20 protein-coding genes are annotated in these 21856 nt (G+C 42.6%); 19 read left to right on the top strand and 1 reads right to left on the bottom strand.

The window, feature by feature from the left end:
* Window positions 1-174 precede the first annotated feature (174 nt).
* From NYE63_RS04610 to NYE63_RS04655, 10 genes are all read left to right on the top strand, one after another.
* Window positions 175-1194 carry an NAD(P)/FAD-dependent oxidoreductase gene (locus NYE63_RS04610; protein ID WP_342604244.1) on the top strand — a complete coding sequence of 340 codons (1020 nt, stop codon included), beginning with the start codon at window positions 175-177 and terminating at the stop codon, window positions 1192-1194.
* Window positions 1195-1217: 23 nt separating this feature from the next.
* A complete protein-coding gene (locus tag NYE63_RS04615) occupies window positions 1218-1466 on the top strand; it encodes a ferredoxin (RefSeq protein WP_342604245.1) in 249 nt (82 codons plus the stop codon).
* Between the two features lie 88 nt (window positions 1467-1554).
* Window positions 1555-2637 (top strand): ring-hydroxylating oxygenase subunit alpha, encoded by a 1083-nt coding sequence (locus tag NYE63_RS04620; RefSeq protein WP_063235396.1) that lies wholly within the window; start codon window positions 1555-1557, stop codon window positions 2635-2637.
* Window positions 2630-4081 (top strand): aldehyde dehydrogenase family protein, encoded by a 1452-nt coding sequence (locus tag NYE63_RS04625; RefSeq protein ID WP_342604246.1) that lies wholly within the window; start codon window positions 2630-2632, stop codon window positions 4079-4081. Before NYE63_RS04620 ends, NYE63_RS04625 begins: the two co-directional genes overlap by 8 nt.
* A gap of 18 nt (window positions 4082-4099) precedes the next feature.
* Complete coding sequence (locus NYE63_RS04630; RefSeq protein ID WP_342604247.1) at window positions 4100-5182, top strand: tartrate dehydrogenase; 1083 nt, start codon at window positions 4100-4102, stop codon at window positions 5180-5182.
* A 105-nt stretch (window positions 5183-5287) separates the two neighbouring features.
* The gene (locus NYE63_RS04635; protein ID WP_342604248.1) at window positions 5288-5425 is read left to right on the top strand and encodes a hypothetical protein; all 138 of its coding nucleotides are present in this window, start codon (window positions 5288-5290) and stop codon (window positions 5423-5425) included.
* Complete coding sequence (locus NYE63_RS04640; RefSeq protein WP_342604249.1) at window positions 5412-7169, top strand: CocE/NonD family hydrolase; 1758 nt, start codon at window positions 5412-5414, stop codon at window positions 7167-7169. Before NYE63_RS04635 ends, NYE63_RS04640 begins: the two co-directional genes overlap by 14 nt.
* Before the next feature lie 567 nt (window positions 7170-7736).
* Window positions 7737-7910 (top strand): DUF3311 domain-containing protein, encoded by a 174-nt coding sequence (locus NYE63_RS04645; protein WP_342605679.1) that lies wholly within the window; start codon window positions 7737-7739, stop codon window positions 7908-7910.
* On the top strand, window positions 7907-9391 hold the full coding sequence (locus tag NYE63_RS04650; protein ID WP_283900915.1) for a sodium:solute symporter: 1485 nt from the start codon (window positions 7907-7909) through the stop codon (window positions 9389-9391). The genes NYE63_RS04645 and NYE63_RS04650 overlap by 4 nt, the downstream gene beginning before the upstream one ends.
* A gap of 213 nt (window positions 9392-9604) precedes the next feature.
* Window positions 9605-10300: a YjjG family noncanonical pyrimidine nucleotidase gene (locus tag NYE63_RS04655; protein WP_342604250.1), complete on the top strand. Its 696-nt coding sequence runs from the start codon at window positions 9605-9607 to the stop codon at window positions 10298-10300.
* Window positions 10301-10390: 90 nt separating this feature from the next.
* Here NYE63_RS04655 and NYE63_RS04660 read toward each other — a convergent pair whose 3' ends face one another.
* Window positions 10391-11689, bottom strand: coding sequence for an MFS transporter (locus NYE63_RS04660; protein WP_342604251.1), 1299 nt, complete (start codon window positions 11687-11689; stop codon window positions 10391-10393).
* A 451-nt stretch (window positions 11690-12140) separates the two neighbouring features.
* On the opposite strand from NYE63_RS04660, the gene NYE63_RS04665 reads away from it, so the two are divergent.
* The 9 genes from NYE63_RS04665 (at window position 12141) to NYE63_RS04705 (ending at window position 21845) form a co-directional block, all read left to right on the top strand.
* Window positions 12141-12320, top strand: a complete 180-nt coding sequence (locus NYE63_RS04665) for an IDEAL domain-containing protein (protein WP_063235405.1) — start codon at window positions 12141-12143, stop codon at window positions 12318-12320.
* 282 nt (window positions 12321-12602) lie between these two features.
* Window positions 12603-12731 (top strand): hypothetical protein, encoded by a 129-nt coding sequence (locus tag NYE63_RS04670; protein ID WP_260359184.1) that lies wholly within the window; start codon window positions 12603-12605, stop codon window positions 12729-12731.
* Between the two features lie 176 nt (window positions 12732-12907).
* On the top strand, window positions 12908-13228 hold the full coding sequence (locus tag NYE63_RS04675) for an antibiotic biosynthesis monooxygenase (protein WP_342604252.1): 321 nt from the start codon (window positions 12908-12910) through the stop codon (window positions 13226-13228).
* Window positions 13229-14204: 976 nt separating this feature from the next.
* A complete protein-coding gene (locus NYE63_RS04680; protein WP_342604253.1) occupies window positions 14205-15674 on the top strand; it encodes a CoA-acylating methylmalonate-semialdehyde dehydrogenase in 1470 nt (489 codons plus the stop codon).
* A gap of 73 nt (window positions 15675-15747) precedes the next feature.
* The gene (iolB, locus tag NYE63_RS04685; RefSeq protein WP_342604254.1) at window positions 15748-16563 is read left to right on the top strand and encodes a 5-deoxy-glucuronate isomerase; all 816 of its coding nucleotides are present in this window, start codon (window positions 15748-15750) and stop codon (window positions 16561-16563) included.
* Window positions 16564-16585: 22 nt separating this feature from the next.
* On the top strand, window positions 16586-17563 hold the full coding sequence (gene iolC, locus NYE63_RS04690; RefSeq protein ID WP_342604255.1) for a 5-dehydro-2-deoxygluconokinase: 978 nt from the start codon (window positions 16586-16588) through the stop codon (window positions 17561-17563).
* 32 nt (window positions 17564-17595) lie between these two features.
* On the top strand, window positions 17596-19506 hold the full coding sequence (gene iolD / locus NYE63_RS04695; RefSeq protein WP_342604256.1) for a 3D-(3,5/4)-trihydroxycyclohexane-1,2-dione acylhydrolase (decyclizing): 1911 nt from the start codon (window positions 17596-17598) through the stop codon (window positions 19504-19506).
* A gap of 16 nt (window positions 19507-19522) precedes the next feature.
* Window positions 19523-20410, top strand: coding sequence for a myo-inosose-2 dehydratase (gene iolE, locus NYE63_RS04700; RefSeq protein WP_342604257.1), 888 nt, complete (start codon window positions 19523-19525; stop codon window positions 20408-20410).
* A gap of 16 nt (window positions 20411-20426) precedes the next feature.
* Window positions 20427-21845, top strand: coding sequence for a sugar porter family MFS transporter (locus NYE63_RS04705; RefSeq protein WP_342605680.1), 1419 nt, complete (start codon window positions 20427-20429; stop codon window positions 21843-21845).
* Window positions 21846-21856 lie beyond the last annotated feature (11 nt).

Consider the following 21856-nt stretch of genomic DNA (forward strand, 5'->3'; position numbering starts at 1 on the left):
AAATATTTTGTTTATTAAGGGTGTTTCCCGAGGTTGGCACGCAGATTGCATTATATAAAACTATCAATTGGTGAAATTGACGATTGGCTATGCATGAATTGAAATCTGAGCATAGCAGAATTCTAGAAAATGGAATTATCTTATCTCACGGAAGACATCTAGGGGGGAATGAATTTGGAAGAAAAGTATGAAGTCTCTGATATCACAATTATCGGGGGAGGACCGGTTGGATTGTTCACCGCTTTTTATGCGGGTATGCGCCAAGCTTCAGTGAAAATCATTGAAAGTCTCCCTCAATTGGGAGGGCAGCTATCTGCTTTGTACCCTGAAAAATATATTTATGATATTGCAGGTTTCCCGAAAATACAGGCCCAAGAGCTCATCGATCGATTAATGGAACAAATGGGTCAATTCAAAACGGATATTTGTCTTAATCAATCTGTAGAGACCATTGTTCGTACTTCGGACGGGATGTTTGCCATTACGACATCCAAAGAAACGCATTATACGAAAGCGATAATCATCACTGCTGGAAACGGGGCATTCCAGCCTAGGAAACTAAAAATCGAAGGCGAAGAAAGATTTGAAAATGCCAACCTTCATTATTTCGTCCAGAATATGAGTCAATTCGCTAATAAAAAAGTGGTTGTGTTCGGTGGCGGTGATTCAGCGGTCGACTGGTCGCTAATGCTTGAACCGATAGCGGAAAAAGTGACACTCATTCACCGCAGGGATAAATTTCGTGCCCATGAACACAGTGTGGAGCGTTTGAAACAATCCAAGGTGGAGATCTTGACTCCTTATCTCCCAGCCGGACTGATCGGAAATGAAAAGATAGAAAAAGTGATTGTGACGGATTCGAAGAGTGGGAAACCGATTGAATTGGAAGTCGATGACGTTCTCGTCAATTATGGATTCGTATCATCAATAGGTCCAATAAAGGATTGGGGTCTTGAAATTGAAAACAATTCCATCGTTGTCAATTCTAAAATGGAAACGAATATCAAAGGCATATACGCAGCAGGAGATATTTGCACGTATGAAGGTAAGGTGAAGCTCATTGCTAGCGGGTTCGGTGAAGCGCCAACAGCAGTGAGTAATGCAAAAGTTCATATCGACCCAAGTGCGAAAGTTCAGCCGCTGCACAGCACGAGCACAATGGGGGGAAAAGAGAAAAGCACAACGTCCGTTTAATTATGTAAAAGGGGGGAAACCACATGGCAATATACACAATAGTTGATCAAGAGACATGTATCGCTTGCGGGGCATGTGGAGCGACTGCACCGGAAATTTTCGATTATGACGATGAAGGTATCGCTTTTTCAATCCTGGATGCCAATGCAGGAATAACTGAAGTATCCGAAGATCTGGAGGAGGATTTGGAAGATGCTTTTGATGGTTGTCCGACAGATTCAATTAAGTTGGCGAAGGAACCTTTCGCCAATATACCAGTGCCAGCCGGTTGAAGCGGAAGGTCGGATCAATTAAGAAATAACAATCTTTATATCTAGTATGGCAGAAATGCTTGTAATCATTTTTTAGGGGGAAATAATGATGGCTTATAACAAGGTGGAAAATGTTACAAATCGTACATTTGAAAGAACATTGACATATGACAAATACACGGATCCGAAAGTTCTCGAAAAGGAAATCGATCTAGTATTCTCTAAATCTTGGCAGCTTGTGGGTCATGTCAGCCAATTGGAGAAAGTTGGATCATTCTTTACGACAGAAGTAGCCAACGAGCCGATCATAGTGAACCGCGGCCAGGATGAAGTGATCCGCGCTTTTTATAACGTTTGTCCGCATCGTGCTACTAAGCTTGAAAAAAGTGAATCAGGCAAGAAGAAAATTTTACAATGCAGTTATCATGGTTGGACGTTCAAATTGGATGGGAAATTGAACAAAGCGCCGAATTTTAAAGGAGAAGATGAAGCCTGTGTACAAGATGCCTGTTTACGTTCCGTTCGCATGGAAATATTGGAATCCTTAATTTTTGTAAACTTGGATGATAATGCGAAACCGCTTAGCGAATCATACGGCGATTTCTTTGACCGTTTAAGTAAATACCCGTTTTTAAGTGAGTTAAAAAGAACAAGCCAAAAAACGAGGGTGATTAAAGCAAACTGGAAAGCGTTCATAGATAACTATTTAGAATGTGACCATTGTCATGTAGCACATCCAAGCTTTGTTGCAGCACTGGATATGGATGATTACCAAATCATTACTTGCGATAACTATTCACTGCAGGGTTCGATCGTTAAACCGGATAAAAATTACGGAACGGTCGATTTAAATCAGGCGGAAATGCAGGGTGGATCCTTTTTCTGGCTATGGCCTAACTTGATGTTGACCATTTATCCAGGTCCCGGAAATATGGCAACCATTCAAATGGTTCCGATTGATCACGAAACGACTTTGGCTGTTTACACATATTATTTCCGCGATGAGAATTTGACTCAGGAAGAGAAAGATCTTGTTACGTTTGCCGAACAAGTCCGTCAGGAAGATGTGGAACTTGTAGAGCTGGAACAAATAGGTTTCCGCTCCCGTGCCTTTAACAAAGGTAGATATTCCTCTTCGGAAAAAGCAATTGTTCAATTTCATGAAATGGTATTGGAGGCCCTAAATGAGTAAATTAGCGAATCAATTGAAATCAATGAAGCAATATCTGATGATCAATGGTGAAAAAGTCGAAACGTTAAACTATGCCCCACTATTTTCCCCATATTCCGGGGAAGAAATCGCCCAAATTGCCATGGCGGATAAAGAGCTGACCGAAAAGGCGATTGCAGCTGCCTACAATGCACGCGAAGTCATGGCAAAAATGCCAGCTTATCAAAGGGCGGATATATTGGAGAAGGCCGTCGCGTTATTAATGGAAAATGCGGAAGAAGCGGCAGAAATCATATCTCGTGAATCTGCCAAACCGATCATGTTCGCAAAAGCGGAAGTTGGAAGAACCATCGAAACGTATAAGTTCTCGGCTGAAGAAGCTAAAAGGATTCACGGTGAAACGATTCCTTTTGATGCAGCCATAGGCGGGGTTGGCCGAATTGGTTACACGTTAAGAGAGCCGAACGGGGTCATTGGTGCCATCACCCCGTTTAACTTCCCAATGAACTTAGTGGCGCATAAAGTCGGACCGGCAATAGCTGCAGGGAACACTATTGTGTTGAAGCCAGCTTCGCAAACTCCGCTTTCTGCACTTTTCATCGCAGAAATTTTTGAAAAGGCGGGTCTGCCGGCTGGCGTACTAAATGTAGTGACGGGTCCGGGTAGCACGGTTGGAGAAGCGATTGTAGAAAGCGATCGGGTAAGCATGATCACATTCACAGGCAGCCCAAGCGTAGGAATCGGCATCCGCAACAAAGCGGGTCTGAAAAAGACCACCCTTGAACTTGGCTCGAACTCGGCTTTAATCATTGATAAAGATATAGATATCGATCAAATTATCGATCGTTGCATCATGGGTGCCTTCTCCAATCAGGGGCAAGTCTGTATTTCATTGCAACGTGTATATGCACATGAAGAAGTGTATGAAGAGTTTGTCGAAAAATTCACTGCAGCGGCCAAAAAACTTAGAATTGGCGATCCATTGGATCCGGATACGTATATTTCCGCCTTAATCTCCAAAGGGGAAGCGGCACGTGTATTGGGCTGGATTGAGGAAACTAAAGGCAGTAGGGCAAAGATCGCTGCAGGGGGGAAATTGCAAGGTGACATTCTTGAACCGACAATCATTACAGATGCGGATCATACGCTAAAAGTTTCATGTCAGGAAGCATTTGCTCCGGTTGTCATTGTAAATAAAGTGGGTTCAGTGAAGGAAGCGATTGATCAAGTGAATGATTCCCGCTTTGGCTTGCAGGCCGGGATATACACAAACAATGTGAAAAACGCATTGTACGCATCACGGGAATTGCATGTAGGCGGTGTGATCATCAATGATGTGCCGACCTATCGAGTCGATCAAATGCCATACGGCGGAGTCAAAGAAAGCGGGACTGGTCGTGAAGGCATTAAATACGCTGTAGAAGAAATGACCGAAATGAAATTGGTCGTGTGGAACCAAGACTGAAAATCGAGGAGATCATTTATGAAACAATTCAAAATTGCGGTCATCGCAGGAGATGGCATTGGCCCTGAAGTGATTAATGAAGGCATAAAAGTATTAAAAAAAGTGGCTGAACTGGATTCAGGTTTTCAATTGGATTTCACATACTTCCCATGGGGCTGCGAATTTTATGCCGAAAATGGTAGAATGATGGATGATGATGGGATCGAAAAGCTGAAAGCGTTTGACGCGATTTATTTGGGAGCTGTCGGGTTTCCGGGCGTTCCAGACCATATTTCACTATGGGAGCTATTATTGAAAATCCGTAAAAGTTTTGATCAGTATGTCAATATCCGGCCCGTGACATTATTAAAAGGGGCTCACTTGCCTCTCGTTGATGTAAAACGTGAAGATATTGATATGCTGTTCATCCGCGAAAACAGTGAAGGTGAATATTCAGGCGCAGGAGATTGGCTGTTTAAAGGGCAGGAACATGAAGTTGTTCTGCAAAACGGTGTATTTTCCCGTAAAGGGACGGAAAGGATCATCCGTTATGCTTTTGAAACCGCGAAAAAAGAAGGCAGATCGCTCACAAGCATTTCTAAAGCCAACGCCCTGAATTATTCGATGGTTTTCTGGGATCAAGTATTCGAAGAGGTCAGCAGGGAATATCCCGAAGTCGAAACGGCTTCATATCTTGTCGACGCAGCGGCAATGCTGATGATCAAAGACCCGAAGCGCTTTGAGGTCGTTGTCACTTCGAACTTGTTCGGTGATATTTTAACAGACTTAGGGGCTGCGCTTGCTGGAGGAATCGGCCTTGCTGCCGGTGCCAATATTAATCCTGAAAGGAAATTTCCATCGATGTTCGAACCCATTCACGGCTCAGCTCCGGACATTGCCGGCAAATGTATCGGAAATCCGCTTGCCTCCATTTGGTCAGCAAGCCAAATGCTCGACTTTTTTGGCTATGAATCACATGGTAAGATTGTTCTTGATGCGATTGAGCAACTATTGCTGGAAGCCCGGGTGCTCACGCCCGACATGAATGGCACGGCATCCACTTCCGAAGTGGGGGACCGGGTAACGGATATCATCGAGTCAATCATTTTATCCAAGGTCTGACGTGAATTGATAAAGGATCGTTCAATATGATTGAATGGTCATCTGAATATAATGATGCATCCAAGTGTTAAGCCAATCGTTTATACAAAAAGAAGAGGCCAAGGCTTGGAAAGAAAAGCACTTGGTCTCTTTGTTTTTACGAGCAAGGAAAACGGAACGGGGAAGGGGATCATTAATACACAGTCAATAGTAACTCTAATCAATGGTATAGCTAAGAGGAGCGGACATGATGAAAAAAGTTGAAATAGTCGTCGAAAAAAATGTGCCATGCACGATGAGGGACGGCACCGTACTTTATGCGGATGTATACAGACCTAATTTGACTGGGCATTTTCCGGTGTTATTGACCAGGCTTCCGTACAGTAAGGACCTACCGCATTACTCCCATCGTTATTTGGACACCAATCGTCTTGTTGAAAATGGATTCGTTGTCATCATTCAGGATGTGAGAGGACGCTTTCAGTCAGAAGGGAAATTCCAGCCATTCAGCCAGGAAGCTGATGATGGATACGACACAGTGGAATGGGCGGCTTCACTCTCGTATTCCACGGGGAAAGTGGGCATGTTTGGCCTATCCTACTATGGATACACGCAGCTGCTTGCAGCAGAAAAAAAACCTCCACACTTAATCGCCATTTTTCCAGCAATGACGCTGAATGACCAAAGAAATGGAACGGTTTACCGTAATGGGGCTTTTGCTCTCGGCCTTTTTGAAACGTGGACATTGGAATCGATTGTGCCTGATTTGCTGAAGCGGAAATATGAAAAAAATAAGGAAATGACTTCTGCTTTTCGAAAGCTTGCTGACGCTCTCAACAATATTGAGGAGTTGTATGCATATGCACCTATTAATGATTGGCCGCCATTAAAGGTTCTAGACGATGGTAACTTTTTCTTTGAACATTTGAATCACCCAATCGAAGACGAAACTTATTGGCAGAATTCAAGTATTACTGAGAAATTTGATAGGATACAGCTGCCTGCTTTTCATTTGGGCGGTTGGTATGATTGTTTTATCGGCCCCACTCTGGAAAATTACGTGGAAATGAACAAAGTGAATGGCCAACTAAGCAATACTCAAAAACTAATTGTTGGACCATGGAGTCATGGCCTTTTTTCCTCGGTCCAGGGTGAACGCTCTTTTGGAGTGCACGCGTCCGGGGATTGGATTAACCTTGAAGAAGATATTACCACCCTTCATATTCGCTGGTTTAATCGCTGGCTGAAAGGCATCGATAATGGTATTGAGAAGGAACCGCCCGTGAAAATATTTGTAATGGGGATTAATGAATGGCGTGATGAAATGGAATGGCCGCTTGAACGGACTGAATATACGAGTTATTATTTGCACAGTAAGGGAAAAGCGAATACGAAAACAGGTGATGGGCGCTTAAGCAGAAATGAGCAGGAGGGGGAAAAGACGGATTCATATATATATGATCCCCAAAACCCTGTACCGACAAAGGGTGGAGCTACACTTTTTTCCTGTCCACTTACAATGGGGCCATATGATCAGAGCGAAATCGAAAAGCGGAACGACGTACTTGTTTATACTTCTGAGCCATTGAAAGAAGCACTTGAAGTAACAGGTCCTGTTAAAGTGAAGTTGTTTGCATCAACTGAAGCAGCGGACACTGATTTTACTGCAAAGCTTGTGGATGAATCACCGGATGGCACAGCGATTATTTTAACGGAGGGAATCGTCAACGCAAAATACCGGAACGGCCATCGAGCTGAAAAAGAACTGAATGGGGAAATCATTGAATACGAAATTAACTTGTGGGCTACAAGCAATGTCTTTCTTCCAGGTCATCGAATTTTGCTTGAAATTTCATCAAGCAGTTTCCCACAATATGCCCCTAACCCGAATACAGGGAAATCAATGATTGAAAGCAGTGAAACAAAAATGGCCAGACAAACGATTTATCATAGCCGGGAATTTCCTTCTCACATTCTATTGCCAATCATTCCTACAAGTGAAAAATGATTATAAATGCAGGGAGGAGACTTCCTTATGTTTGGTTTTCAACATTGCCACCTGTTTAATGAGTTAAAAACAGTTCAGGTGAGGTGATTAAAACTCAAGAAACAGATGATCAATATAAAAAAACAAAATTGTAAGGTTAATAAAAGCCATTGGGATTCTTAAATCACTAGCATTAATAGGGTTATAGGGTGAATGGTTATGAATAAAAGCGATTGGCATAACTCTTGCAAATAATAAAAGGAAGGGGGGAAGTCATCCGTTATAATAGATTCTATGCATAAGGAAATGACATAACAGATGAAGCATAATTTTGTCTCTTATGCTATATGTAAGCCAAGGAAAAGGTGATTACCCTGGAAGCAGACCTGCTACCTTAATTAGAGAGAAAATGATAATAGTAGTTTGAAAATTTGTAATATTACTTCTTTTTTCAGGTTAGTAGTGATGCTACTGCCATTGTGAAGGTGGTTAAGGAACAAGTTGCATAACCCATTTTTTTAAGCGCTTTCACATTCGTTTCATTAACAGATTTACTAAGAGGGGGACTTCAATTTGAAGAAAATCATTGTGCTGCTCAGCGTCATACCCGCGATTGGCTCATTATCTGTGATTAACCGTGTGGAGCCATACATATTCGGTTTGCCTTTCATAATCTTTTGGTCTACAGCCTGGCTTATTTTGACATCCATCTGCCTTTATATTAGCAGTGTGATCTGTGATAGACAGGAGGAGAATAAATGAACAGTTCCATATTAATCATCACCATGACTCTTGTTTTGGCTTTTTACTTAGGTATCCGCGCAAAAAAGGGGCGCGAAATGAAGCTTGACCAGTGGGCAGTCGGGGGGAGGAACTTCGGTTCTTTAATCATGTTCGTTCTGATGGCAGGAGAGATGTTTTCGACTTTTGTGTTTCTTGGTGCCAGCGGAGCGGCATACCGTATGGGCGGTCCCACTATCTATATATTTTGCGCTCTTACTTACATCGTTCCTTTCTGGATTTTACCCCCTATTTGGCGATATGCGAAAAAACATAATGTGCTGACGCAATCTGACTTTTTCACAAAAAAGTATAATAGTAAGCCATTGGGACTTCTGGTTGCTGTTATTGGGGTCCTATCAATGATTCCCTATATCGTATTACAATTAAAAGGCTTTCAAATCATCGTTTCCGAAGCATCATATGGATTGATTCCCCCAACGGTTGCTGTTTGGATCGGAATGCTCTGCGTAACTGTTTTTGTATATGTGTCAGGTATTCACGGTTCGGCTTGGACGGCAGTATTGAAAGATATCCTCATTCTTGTCGTAATTGTGTTTTTGGGCATTTATTTGCCAATACATTACTTCGGTGGAATACAACCAATGTTCGAAACTCTTGAAGCAACAAAACCGGGATTCTTATTGCTTCCGGATGAAGGGTTTAGCATCTCTTGGTATATTTCCCTTTGCCTGACCATCGCATTGGGCCAATATATGTGGCCGCATTGCTTTGGAGCGAGTTTATCTTCCCAAAACGAATCGGCTCTCAGGAAAAACTCTGCTATTTTACCTCTGTATCAAATCATTCTGGTTTTCATTCTGTTTATCGGTTTTACGGCGGTTTTGCAGATACCGAATCTACAAGGCGGAGATACCGACCTTGCCTTATTTAAAATCGCGAAAGATGCTTTCCCGCCCTGGATTGTTGGCGTTGTCGGAGCAGCAGGCATGCTTGCAGCCCTTGTACCATGCTCGATGTTAATTTTGACGGCAGCCACGATTTTATCAAAGAATATTTATAAAGCCGTTAAGCCTGACACATCGAATGAACAACTTGCCAAACTAACCCGTATATTTGTTCCAATCGTATCATTGGTCTCCTTAATCTTTACATTCTATGGAGGTAATACGATGATTGCGTTACTGACCATGGCTTACAGTTTTGTCCTGCAGCTTTTCCCTCCTTTAGTATTCAGCTTGCTTAAGAGAAATCCGGTAAGTAAAGCGGGGGCCTCCGCAGGAATGATTTTAGGGGTGGTGTTGGTCGCTTACTTTACTCTGGCCGAGGCAACAATGGCCACTTTATTACCGAAGGCACCACATTTCATACAGGATCTTGATATAGGGATCGTCGCCATTACCTTTAACCTTATTGTCATGCTGGCTGTCAGTGCTTTTACAAGAAAAGACCAACAATTGGTTCAGGAAGAAGAGCCGGTTAAACGAATAATCACTTCTTGATCAATGGAAGCGTTGTATTAGAAACCGTCCTATTCGCCTTTTCTTCTATGATTATCGATAAAGAATTGGGGTGCGTCTTCTATAAAGAACCATACAAAAAAGGATAGCCTTTAAAGCTATCCTTTTTTGTAGTTTTCAACCATTAATTTGCATAATTAATACGTAACTAAAGGAAATGTGTTAAGTTGGACTAAAATGATCATGGAGGCAGCGATGAAATACGAGATTATCTTATTTGATGTTGATGATACATTGCTAGACTTTGGAGTATCGGAAAAAAAGGCACTGCATGAAGTTTTCTTAGAGTTCGGTTTGCCCAGAGGGGCAGAGGATTATGCGGGATGCTATCAAGAAATCAGTGAGGTCTTATGGAGAGATTTGGAACAGGGGCTTATTGATTTAACAAATCTGGGAGTGGAAAGGTTCAAGCGATTGTTCCTGAAGCATGGGCTTGATATTGATGCGGATGCGTTCAGCCGTGCGTACCTAGAACATTTGGGGAAGGAAATACATCTTGTGCCCGGGGCTTTAGAGGTTTGCGAGAAGCTTGGAGGATGCCGACTGGCCATTATAACAAATGGCTTCACGACAGTGCAGACAGCAAGAATCGGGGGGTCACCCCTTTGCAATTCCTTTGAAACTTTGATAGTTTCCCAAGAGGCTGGGTTTCAGAAGCCTGATAGAGGGATTTTTGATTATGCATTTTCCAAGTTAAAGATTACAGATAAATCGAAAGCGTTGATAGTGGGTGACTCCTTGACATCAGATATACAGGGCGGCTTGAATTATGGAATGGATACATGCTGGTACAATCCCCATCAAAAGGATAATAACCTGGGAATAAATCCCACTTATGAAATCCGGACGCTGACTGATCTTTTGGAGATTGTAGGAAGTAAGGAAGGTTAGAGAGGTATATGCGTTCTAAAAAAAACAGAGGCCGCTTGTCCAAGTGAAAGGACGTGCCCTCTGTTTTTATTTATGCAAGGGATTTTAGAATCAGTTCAAATCCAGCTCATGTGGTTTGTGTGTTTGATCCTTTACAATCCTTCTGCTGAAATGCGGTGATAATATACAAAGCGCCAGGGAAATTGCGAGACCTGCCATCATGAATCCGCCAAATACCAAAGGGGATGGGCCATATGATTCCGCCATGGTAGTCCAGATGAGCGGACCGAAACCTGCAATGGCTGCCGCGACCTGATAACCGACAGATAATCCAGTATAACGGACCTTGGCTGGAAAGAGCTCCGAGAATAATGTCCCTTGTGTAGAAAAAATGGCTCCCCAGATGACGCCGAGCACAACTGCCTGCATAAAGTAGAACCAGCCGACCCCACGCCCAATCATTGTGAAATATGGGATGGCCAAGACGAAAAGAAGAATCAGGCCCCCAAAATAGATGATTTTTCGATCGATAAAATCAGAAATGTAACCAATGACAGGAATGGTAATTAGCATTGTAGCGCAGCCAATCGTTAAACCGGTAAGGGCTGAATCTTGGGAATAACCGAAATACAGTGTAGTAAAGACGAGAACATAGGACATGATGAATACATTGAAGAACCCGTCCCCAATTTTTAGTCCGATTACTTGCAGCACACTTCTCCAATCGTGTTTCAACGTTTCAATAATGGGAACTTTCGCAAGATCACCGCTATCTTTCTGCTGTTGAAATTCCGGCGTTTCTTCAATGCCACTCCTCACCCAGATTGCCAATCCGATCAGTACACCGCTTAAGAGGAATGGAATCCGCCAACCCCAAGATAAAAATTGGGCATCGGTTGTCAAGGAACTGATAAGGGTTAGGCTGAACGAACCGGCAACCAAACCGATGGGGACCCCTAGTTGGGGAATGGATCCATATAACCCACGGACACCCTTTGGAGCAGATTCCGTTGCCAATAGGATGGCTCCGCCCCATTCACCTCCCAAGGAAATTCCTTGAATTAACCTCAGCACCACCAAGATGATGGGGGCGGCCAACCCAACCTGGGTATAAGTGGGCAGAACACCGATAAGCATTGAGCTCCCTCCCATACCAATAAGGGTGAACATGAGTGCTGCCTTTCGTCCGATGCGATCACCCATATGACCGAATAGGATACTTCCGATTGGACGGGCTGCGTAACCAGCCCCGAAAGTGACAAAGGCGAGAAGAAGTGAAATCGCAGGATCATGATTGGGAAAGAATAGAGTTGTAAAAACTAGGCCTGTTGCCGTCCCGTATAAATAGAAATCATACCACTCAATAACGGAACCAGCTAAACTAGCGAAAAGAACGCGACTTTTTTTCATGGAAATGCTCCTTTAATGCGTAGTATTTCATCAAAATTGTTTACAGCAATAAATAAAGCTGAAATGAACAAAAATGATGCTTAAGGAATATAAGTAAAAAACTGGATTATTTAGATTATTTTAGAGGGCTTATCCATACCGGTCAATATATTTCTGATTTTTCTGAAAAAAATAAAGCGAATAACATAGCTCTCATCACCTGTATTGGAATATAATTCATTCTAAAGTAATGGAAATAATGATTTAATCTTCCCGGATAAAATGAAAAAGTTTTAACTAATGAGGAGAATTAAATTCAAAACATTCAGTATTTTTTATGTATAGAAGAGTGGCAAAGTGGAAATCATGTGGATAAGGAAATGAAAAAGAGGAAAGGATAAGATTTTAATAAATAATAATAATCTCCAAGTTATTTAGTATAATAGAAAAAAGGTTAAGGAGTTGGTTTCGTATGGAGAAGCAATTGCCAGGAACATCGCTTGAACCTGAAGAGATGGCTGAAATGGTTTTAAAAAAGGCCCTTAGTGATTACCGGAAAGCACAAATTGAAAAAGAAATCGATGACTCATTAAAGAATCGTGATAAGGAAGAGTTCCTACGTTTAACTGAAATATTGAAGGGCATTTCATGAAATTTTAAACACTGTGAACAAGACAAGTATAGGAAGTACACCTAAAAGCCAGCAAGCTTGATAATATAAATATGATGAAGATAAAACTATATTTATCTGGAACATTCTAAGTAAATAGCAATTTTTAGTATTATAATATTTTACATTGTAAGCGCTTTCTTGTATAATCAAATAAAGAAAATGATGGAGAGAAGATATGTAAGTAAGCTAATGGCTGGGCTAACAGGTATTAGTGGCTGAAAAGCTTATGCACCAGGATAAAAACTAAAAGGGGGAAAAGTTATGAAAAAGAATGGAGTGTCGTTAGTTGAATTTGTTCAGGAGGATCGATTCGAACTCAGCTCCTACATTACTTCTTTATTTAACAAACTGAATGACTATGTTCCCAAAAGTCTTAAAGATAAAAGGTGAATGACAATAAAAAATGGATCAGGAAGATCTACATAACTTCCTGATTCATTTTTGTTTTAGGAATTTAGATTTTTAAGTAGTGTCCTTAAGTAAAAACCTCAATAATTGACAATGATAATCGTTATCGACTAAAATGTTTCATTAGTAAGTTAGTATATCGATTGGAGTTGTTCATATTGTTCGTTCAGATGAGAAAAACGGTGGTAAAAGAAGGTAATGCAGAACAAGTAGTAAAACGGTTCAGTGGGGAAGGGATCATTGAAAAGCAGGAAGGTTTCATCGATTTAAGTGTGATGGTGAAAAAAGTGCGACGCGGGGATGAAGAGGTCATCGTTATGATCAATTGGGAGTCGGAGGCGCATTGGAAGCAGTGGGAAAAAAGTGAAGCCCATATCGCAGGCCATAAAGCAAACCTAGGGAAACCAAAGCCTGAATATATCGTCAGTTCGGAAGGATCATTGTATGAAGTGAAAGCTATTAAAAAGGCAGTGAAATAACGGACTTTAAGCTAGCCTGTTTTAAATTCCGTACAATAGAAAAGATATTTCTTAAGTTACTGGGTGGAATATCCCATTTCTCAACTATCGCGGCACAAAGGGATGCGGAATGGTTACCGTTCACATACAATAGCTTACCTTCACTAAAATTCAGGCTCCCATTAGGGGCGCCTTTTTTTTGTTATGTAATTCCTATTCTGTTGATATAGTAAAATATCTTTTATTTTATAAAATTGGTCACATTGATGGAAATGTGAAGTAAAGGAGAGAGCAGGAGGGTCGTTCTGGGTGTTTATATATACAATTTTTAAGGGATGCAGTTCTAAGGATAGCTGCAATTACTACGATAAAGTTTATTAGGCTTAGAAATATTAATATTCAAAAATACCATTAAAGATATCTTTAAAGTAGTGGTTAATTTATATCGGCAAGACCTATCCAAGCTGGGATTTCAATTACGACGAAGAGGTATTCTCCCTGGAAATACTTTTAACTAAATATTCAGGCCCATTTCCATATCTATCAATGATTTGAAGTGTGAAGAAGAGAGAATATTATAAAAAATCCAAAAAAAGTGTTTACAGGGAAAAAAATTCATTGTAGTATTTCCTTATAAAGTAAATGAAATCGATTTCATCCCGGAAGCGATTATGGACAAGCTATACTCAGAAGTCGAAGTGCGAATAGTCATGAACTATTTCATGTTTAAGGATGATTAGATATTCGTTAGCCTGGATTGGTCTTCACCTTTTTTGTTCAGGTGGAACTCCTGAAAGAAATGAAATCGATTTCATTCGCAGCTTTATGATGGCTTGGTATTGGGATTGAGCTAGAAAAACTGAATGATCCTAGAAAGAAACCTGGATGAATTTTCTCCAAAATCAAATGAAATCGATTTCATTTGGTATCGATATCAATACTTTTTAGAAATGGCTTGATGATCTAGCATAATACTTTATTTTAAGGAGGAAAAAACATGTCATCAGTAACACATGAGGTGAAAAAATTAAAAAATTATATAAATGGTGAGTGGATTGAATCCACTTCAAAGGAAACAGAAATCGTGTTCAACCCTGCAACTGGTGAGGCGATTGCCGAGGTGCCACTTTCAACTAGGGAAGATGTGGATCGTGCGGTTCAAGTGGCGGATGAGGCTTTTAAAAAATGGTCGCAGGTCGCTGTCCCGAAACGGGCTCGCATATTGTTCAAATATCAGCAGCTACTTGTGGAAAATTGGGAAGAACTCGCTAAACTGGTCACTATCGAAAATGGTAAAAGCCTATCGGAATCGATTGGTGAAGTACAGCGGGGCATTGAGTGTGTCGAGTTTGCGGCGGGTGCACCTACGCTGATGATGGGCAAGCAGCTTCCGGATATCGCGACAAACATTGAATCGGGTATGTACCGTTACCCAATTGGTGTAATCGGCGGTATCACCCCATTTAACTTTCCGATGATGGTCCCTTGCTGGATGTTCCCGCTTGCAATCGCATGTGGCAATACATTCGTGTTAAAGCCATCTGAACGTACACCTTTGCTTGCAGCACGCATTGTTGAGCTTTTTGAGGAAGCAGGTCTTCCTAAAGGAGTTTTGAACATTGTAAATGGAGCACATGATGTGGTTAATGGGCTTCTGGAGCATAAAGATGTGAAAGCTATCTCCTTCGTCGGTTCACAGCCAGTGGCAGAATATGTATATAAAACAGGCACAGCTAACTTGAAGCGCGTCCAGGCTCTTGCGGGTGCGAAAAATCATTCGATTGTCTTGAAAGATGCCAATCTTGATATGACGGCCAAGGAAATAACAAGTGCGGCTTTTGGGTCTGCCGGTGAGCGTTGCATGGCCGCTGCGGTTGTTGTCGTAGAAGAAAGTGTAGCGGACGAGTTAGTTGAAAAATTGAAACAGGCAGCTGATGCCATTACGATCGGTAATGGTCTGGATGACGGTGTTTTTCTTGGACCGGTGATCCGGGAAGGAGCTAGGAAGAGGACCATCGATTACATCGAATCAGGAATATCTCAAGGTGCGACCCTTGTACGCGATGGCCGTAAAGACGAGGCAGTAAGCGGCAATGGATATTACCTCGGAGCTACGATTTTTGATCATGTGACACAGGAAATGAAAATCTGGCAAGATGAAATTTTTGCACCAGTGCTCTCCGTTGTCCGCGCCAAAGATTTAACGGAAGCCGTTGAGATTGCGAATGCTTCAGCATTGGCAAACGGGGCTTGCCTTTATACGGATAGTGCTGCTGATGTACGTCAATTCCGTGAAACAATCCATGCCGGGATGTTGGGCATAAACGTGGGTGTTCCTGCACCTATGGCATTCTTCCCATTCTCTGGATATAAAGATTCATTCTATGGTGATCTTCATGCAAATGGAACCGACGGTGTGGAGTTCTATACTCGTAAAAAAATGGTGACTGCACGCTACGTGAAATAAGTAAACGCAAAAGATATTGCAAGATGGCCCGTTTGGATACGGGCCGGATTTTTTGAAAAACAAGGAGGTAAATATGAGTAAACTGCTTCAAAAACCGGAAAAACAAGAGGTCGCTGAAGGTGTTACAGTCGTTCAAGCGGTTACGAAAGGAAATTCCCCTTTAGAATTTGTTGAATTCAAAATAGTGGAGTTGACTCCTGGTGCTAAATATTCAGAATCTTTAATCGAGAAAGAATGCTGCATTGTCGCTCTTACGGGAAAAATCAATGTGACTGTAGGTGAAGATGTATACCATGACTTGGGCACACGCGATAGTGTATTTGATAAAGTGCCGACTGATAGCATTTACGTGTCAAATGATAGTGGTTTTGAATTGGAAGCGGTAACCAAGGCCAGAGTGGCGCTGTGTTATTCGCCTTCTGATAAGCAACTTCCGACTAAATGGATTAAAGCGGGAGATGTTGACGTGGAACATAGGGGCATTTTGAGCAATAAGCGGCTGGTGCATAATATATTACCGGATTCAGCTCCGTATGCGAATAGCCTTCTGGTGGTTGAAGTGTATACAGAAAGCGGAAACTGGTCGAGCTATCCTCCGCATAAACATGATCGGGATAACTTACCAAATGAGTCATTATTGGAAGAGTCCTATTATCATGAAATGAACCCGCCTCAAGGATTCGTCTTTCAGCGAGTATATACAGATGACCGTTCGATCGACGAGACCATGTCCGTCGAAAACGGTGATGTCGTTCTTGTACCGGCCGGTTATCATCCGGTAGGGGTGCCTGACGGTTATGAATCTTATTACTTGAATGTCATGGCCGGTCCGACAAGGACATGGAAATTCTACAATGATCCCGATCATGAGTGGATCCTGAATCGTTAAAGGAAAAGGAGCTGTTAACCGGATGAACTATACTTTTAATCTCAATAAGGAATTTGACTTGATTGCCATTGGCCGTGCCTGCATCGATTTGAATGCCAATGAATATAACCGTCCGATGGAAGAGACCATGACATTCACAAAATACGTTGGCGGTTCACCTGCCAATGTTGCCATCGGAAGTGCAAAATTAGGCTTGAAAGTCGGATTCATCGGTAAGCTTGCAGATGATCAGCACGGCCGTTTCATCGAGCGTTATATGCGTGAGGCAGGTGTTGATACATCGAATATGGTAATCGATCAAGAAGGGCATAAAACGGGACTCGCCTTCACGGAAATTAAAAGTCCTGAAGAATGCAGTATCCTGATGTATCGGGATAATGTAGCCGACCTTCATTTAGCACCTTCGGAAGTGGCTGAAGAATATATCAAAAAATCAAAGATCCTATTGGTTTCAGGGACGGCTTTAGCAAAAAGCCCATCACGTGAGGCAGTTTTAAAAGCCGTCAGCCTTGCAAAAAGAAATGATGTAAAAGTCGTATTTGAATTGGATTACCGTCCTTATACATGGAATTCCATTGAAGAAACCTCCGTTTACTATTCGTTAGTCGCAGAGCAATCAGACATTTTGATTGGCACGCGTGATGAATATGATGTAATGGAAAATACCGAAAAAGGCACAAATGAAGAAACCGTCCGTTACTTGTTAAAACATTCCGCAGAACTGGTGGTCATCAAACACGGCGTCGAGGGTTCATATGCCTATGCCAAATCAGGCGACGTTTTTAAAGCGAAGTCCTATAAAACGAAAGTATTGAAAACATTCGGCGCAGGGGATTCATATGCTTCAGCTTTCTTATATGCGTTAGTGAGCGGCAAAGGGATTGAAAGCGCTTTGAAGTTTGGCAGTGCTTCCGCTTCCATAGTAGTAAGCAAGCACAGCTCATCCGAGGCGATGCCCGTTGCAGAAGAAATCGAGGGTTTGATTGCCGAACGCGTGTAAGGAATTTATCTACATTGAGGGGTGAACAGAAGATGGGAACAGTGAGGTTGACGACAGCCCAGGCTTTAATCAGGTTTTTAAATCAGCAGTACATTCATGTTGATGGTGAGGAGTCTCCATTTGTAGAAGGGATATTTAATGTATTCGGCCATGGGAATGTCGTTGGTATTGGTCAGGCACTCGAACAGGACGCTGGCCACTTGAAAGTTATCCAAGGAAAGAATGAGCAAGGGATGGCACACGCAGCAATCGCCTACAGCCGGGAAATGCTACGAAGGAAAATTTATGCCGTCACTACATCTGCCGGTCCAGGCTCGGCAAACTTGATAGCTGCGGCGGGGACTGCACTTGCCAACAATATTCCTGTCCTCTTACTTCCTGCTGATACATTTGCGACACGTCAGCCGGATCCGGTTCTTCAGCAACTTGAGCATGAGCATAGTACGGCCATCACCACAAATGACGCTTTTCTGGCAGTATCAAGATATTGGGATCGCGTCACTCGCCCTGAGCAGCTCATGTCCAGTCTGATCCGGGCCTTCGAGGTGATGACCGATCCCGGGAAAGCCGGGCCAGCGACGATATGCATCTCACAGGATGTAGAAGGGGAAGCATTCGATTTTGATGAACATTTTTTTCAAAAACGAGTCCATTATTTAGATCGGAAAGCTCCGGTTGAACGGGAACTGTTAGGAGCTGCCGATAGAATTAGAGCAAGTAAGAAGCCGATCATCATCGTCGGTGGCGGAGCAAGATATTCCGGAGCTCGGGATATTTTGATGAAGCTGGCGGAAAAGCATAACATTCCACTTGTGGAAACACAGGCCGGTAAATCGACGGTGGAATCATCTTTTCCTAAGAATTTGGGGGGAGTCGGCATTCTCGGTACGATGGCTGCCAATAAGGCTGCCCGCCAGGCAGATCTCGTAATTGGTGTCGGGACCCGCTATACGGACTTTACGACTTCTTCCAAAACTGCATTTGATTTTGAAAGGACAAAGTTTTTGAACATTAACGTCAGCCGCCTTCAAACCTATAAATTAGATGGTTTTCAAGTCGTCGCCGATGCAAAAGTGGCGCTTGAAAAACTTGAAGAGTTACTGGTGGGATATGAAACGGAATATGGAGAGTCGCTTAAGGAATGGAAAGAAGAGTGGCTCATTGAACGTGACCGTTTAAGTAAAGTGACTTTCAGCCGTGAAAATTTCACGCCTGAAATCAAAAGCCAGTTTTCACAGCAAGTTTTGAATGAATACTCGGATGCATTGAAAACTGAATTGGCCCAATCTACTGCGATGATCGCTATAAACGATACGGTCGATCAGGAAAGTGTAGTGGTCGGTTCAGCCGGATCACTTCCGGGTGACTTGCAGCGCCTCTGGCATTCAAGCGTGCCAAATACGTACCATCTTGAATATGGATTCTCCTGCATGGGCTACGAAATTGCAGGAACATTAGGGGCTAAGCTTGCCCATCCAGACCGGGAAGTCTATGCAATGGTTGGGGACGGCAGTTTTCTGATGCTTCATTCGGAATTGATCACAGCCATCCAATATAATCATAAAATCAACATAATATTGTTTGATAATTCAGGCTTCGGCTGCATCAACAATCTGCAAATGGAGAATGGCAGCGGAACATATTGCTGTGAGTTCAGAACACATGATAACCAAATCATGAATATTGATTACGCAAAAGTGGCGGAAGGGTACGGAGCCAAAACTTATCGGGCCAATACAGTCGATGAGCTGAAAGCCGCATTGGAGGATGCAAAGAATCAATCCGCATCTACATTAATAGAAATGAAGGTTCTGCCGAAAACGATGTCGGATGGTTATGACTCCTGGTGGAATGTTGGCGTGGCAGAGGTCTCGGAACGGAAAAGTATACAAATGGCATATGAAGCGAGACAAGAGAAATTAAAAAAGGCCAAACAATATTAAAAGGGGGAAGTCAAAAATGCAGGAGATTTCTTGGGGGATTGCCCCAATTGGCTGGCGGAATGATGACATTCCGGAAATCGGGGCTGAAAACACCTTATCCCACCTTTTAAGCGATATTGTCGTGGCAGGATTTCAGGGGACCGAAGTAGGGGGGTTCTTCCCGGAACCGGCGGTCCTGAATAAAGAGCTGCGGCTTCGGAACTTAAAAATAGCCGGTCAGTGGTTCAGCAGTTTCATAATCCGTGATGGCATCGAAAAAACAGAACGGGATTTCCATGAACACTGCAAATATTTACAGGCTGTCGATGGAGATGTAGCGGTAGTATCCGAACAGACTTACAGTATCCAAGGCGGAAGGTACGATGTATTTAAGGAAAAGCCCCACTTTACTGATGAAGAATGGGGAATATTGTGTACGGGCCTGAATCGGCTAGGGGATATTGCTGGACTTTACAACTTAAAACTGGTGTATCACCACCATATGGGGACAGGGGTCCAGACACTAAGTGAAATAGACCGCCTTATGGAAAATACCGAAAAGAGTGTGCATCTGTTATATGATACTGGACATATTTATGTATCGGATGGCGATTGCATGTCCCTTCTGCAAAAGCATATCGACCGCATTGGGCACGTTCATTTCAAGGATGTAAGGCATGACGTGCTGGAGCAGTGCAGGAAAGAGAAAAAATCATTTCAAGAATCTTTTTTAGTCGGCATGTTCACGGTGCCTGGTGACGGCTGCATTGACTTTGTGGAAGCTTACCATACATTACTGGAAAATCATTATAAAGACTGGATTGTAGTAGAAGCGGAACAAGATCCGTCCGTTGCCCATCCATTGGAATACGCATTAATCGCTCGCAAGTATATAAATGACAGGCTGCTCCTAGTTCAAGATTAAAAACCGGAAAGAAGTGATTAACTTGAGTAATGATGGAAATCAAATGGCATTCTTACGCAAGATTATTATTATCTCGACGTTAGGCGGTCTTTTGTTCGGATATGATACTGGTGTCATTAATGGAGCTTTGCCGTTCATGTCCGAGGCGGATCAACTTAACCTCAATTCACTTACGCAAGGACTTGTTGCCAGTTCACTTCTTTTAGGCGCGGCACTTGGAGCGTTTCTGGGAGGCAGGCTTTCAGATTATGCGGGCCGCCGAAAAAACATTCTTTTTCTTTCGGTGCTTTTTTTCTTTTCCACCCTTGGATGCACGTTTGCACCGAATGTTACGGTCATGATTGCTTGCCGTTTTTTACTCGGCATTGCGGTAGGCGGGGCGTCAGTAACCGTTCCTACTTATTTGGCGGAAATGTCTCCTGCTGAACGACGCGGCCGAATCGTCACCCAAAATGAATTGATGATTGTTAGCGGACAGCTGCTTGCATTCATCTTCAATGCCATTCTAGGGACAACGATGGGTGACAGTTCACATGTTTGGCGTTACATGCTGGCAATAGCATCACTTCCAGCCATACTTCTTTTCTTTGGCATGATCAGGTTGCCTGAAAGTCCAAGGTGGCTTGTGTCCAAGAACAAAAATGAAGAGGCCCTGAAAGTTTTGAAGAGAATACGTAAAATGGATGAGGCAGAATCGGAATTTCAGGGAATCAAAGCGACATTCGATGAGGAGAACCATGTTAAAAAGGCTACATATAAAGATTTGACCGTCCCATGGATACGGAGAATCGTCTTTCTTGGAATCGGGATTGCCATTGTTCAGCAAATAACGGGCGTTAATTCGATCATGTACTATGGTACCCAAATTTTAAAGGATGCGGGGTTTGAGACAAAAGCTGCTTTGATCGGGAATATTGCAAACGGTATCATTTCTGTTTTGGCAACGGTTTTAGGTATCTGGCTGCTTGGTAAAATCGGGCGCCGTCCAATGCTCTTAACCGGTTTGATCGGGACTACGACCACATTGCTTTTGATTGGCGTCTTATCTTCCCTTCTCGAAGGAACGGTTACTCTTCCCTATATCGTTTTGTCCTTGACAGTCACTTTCCTTGCCTTTCAGCAGGGAGCCATTTCACCGGTTACCTGGTTGATGCTTTCAGAGATCTTCCCGCTTCAGGTACGTGGTCTTGGTATGGGTGTCACCGTATTTTTCCTTTGGGGCGTGAACTTTCTAATCGGCTTAACATTCCCGGTTTTATTAGATAAAGTCGGATTGTCTACAACATTCTATATCTTTTTCGCTTTAGGCATCGTCGCTATCATCTTTGTGAAAAAGTGTTTACCGGAAACGAGAGGACTTACACTTGAACAGCTTGAACAAAATTTCCGCAATCATGGAAAAGAACCTGCAAAGGAAATGACACAAATAATTTAAGAATTATAGAG

The organism is Peribacillus sp. FSL E2-0159 (assembly GCF_038643155.1).
In the GTDB taxonomy this organism is placed as follows: Bacteria; Bacillota; Bacilli; order Bacillales; family DSM-1321; genus Peribacillus; species Peribacillus simplex.

Excerpts from the sequence above, each read along its gene's own strand:
- NYE63_RS04615 (WP_342604245.1), top strand. The coding sequence starts at position 1,218 with ATGGCAATATACACAATAGTTGATCAAGAGACATGTATCGCTTGCGGG.
- NYE63_RS04620 (WP_063235396.1), top strand. The coding sequence starts at position 1,555 with ATGGCTTATAACAAGGTGGAAAATGTTACAAATCGTACATTTGAAAGA.
- NYE63_RS04625 (WP_342604246.1), top strand. The coding sequence starts at position 2,630 with ATGAGTAAATTAGCGAATCAATTGAAATCAATGAAGCAATATCTGATG.
- NYE63_RS04630 (WP_342604247.1), top strand. The coding sequence starts at position 4,100 with ATGAAACAATTCAAAATTGCGGTCATCGCAGGAGATGGCATTGGCCCT.
- NYE63_RS04640 (WP_342604249.1), top strand. The coding sequence starts at position 5,412 with ATGAAAAAAGTTGAAATAGTCGTCGAAAAAAATGTGCCATGCACGATG.
- NYE63_RS04650 (WP_283900915.1), top strand. The coding sequence starts at position 7,907 with ATGAACAGTTCCATATTAATCATCACCATGACTCTTGTTTTGGCTTTT.
- NYE63_RS04655 (WP_342604250.1), top strand. The coding sequence starts at position 9,605 with ATGAAATACGAGATTATCTTATTTGATGTTGATGATACATTGCTAGAC.
- NYE63_RS04660 (WP_342604251.1), bottom strand. The coding sequence starts at position 11,689 with ATGAAAAAAAGTCGCGTTCTTTTCGCTAGTTTAGCTGGTTCCGTTATT.
- NYE63_RS04665 (WP_063235405.1), top strand. The coding sequence starts at position 12,141 with ATGGAGAAGCAATTGCCAGGAACATCGCTTGAACCTGAAGAGATGGCT.
- NYE63_RS04670 (WP_260359184.1), top strand. The coding sequence starts at position 12,603 with ATGAAAAAGAATGGAGTGTCGTTAGTTGAATTTGTTCAGGAGGATCGA.
- NYE63_RS04680 (WP_342604253.1), top strand. The coding sequence starts at position 14,205 with ATGTCATCAGTAACACATGAGGTGAAAAAATTAAAAAATTATATAAAT.
- iolB (WP_342604254.1), top strand. The coding sequence starts at position 15,748 with ATGAGTAAACTGCTTCAAAAACCGGAAAAACAAGAGGTCGCTGAAGGT.
- iolC (WP_342604255.1), top strand. The coding sequence starts at position 16,586 with ATGAACTATACTTTTAATCTCAATAAGGAATTTGACTTGATTGCCATT.
- iolD (WP_342604256.1), top strand. The coding sequence starts at position 17,596 with ATGGGAACAGTGAGGTTGACGACAGCCCAGGCTTTAATCAGGTTTTTA.
- iolE (WP_342604257.1), top strand. The coding sequence starts at position 19,523 with ATGCAGGAGATTTCTTGGGGGATTGCCCCAATTGGCTGGCGGAATGAT.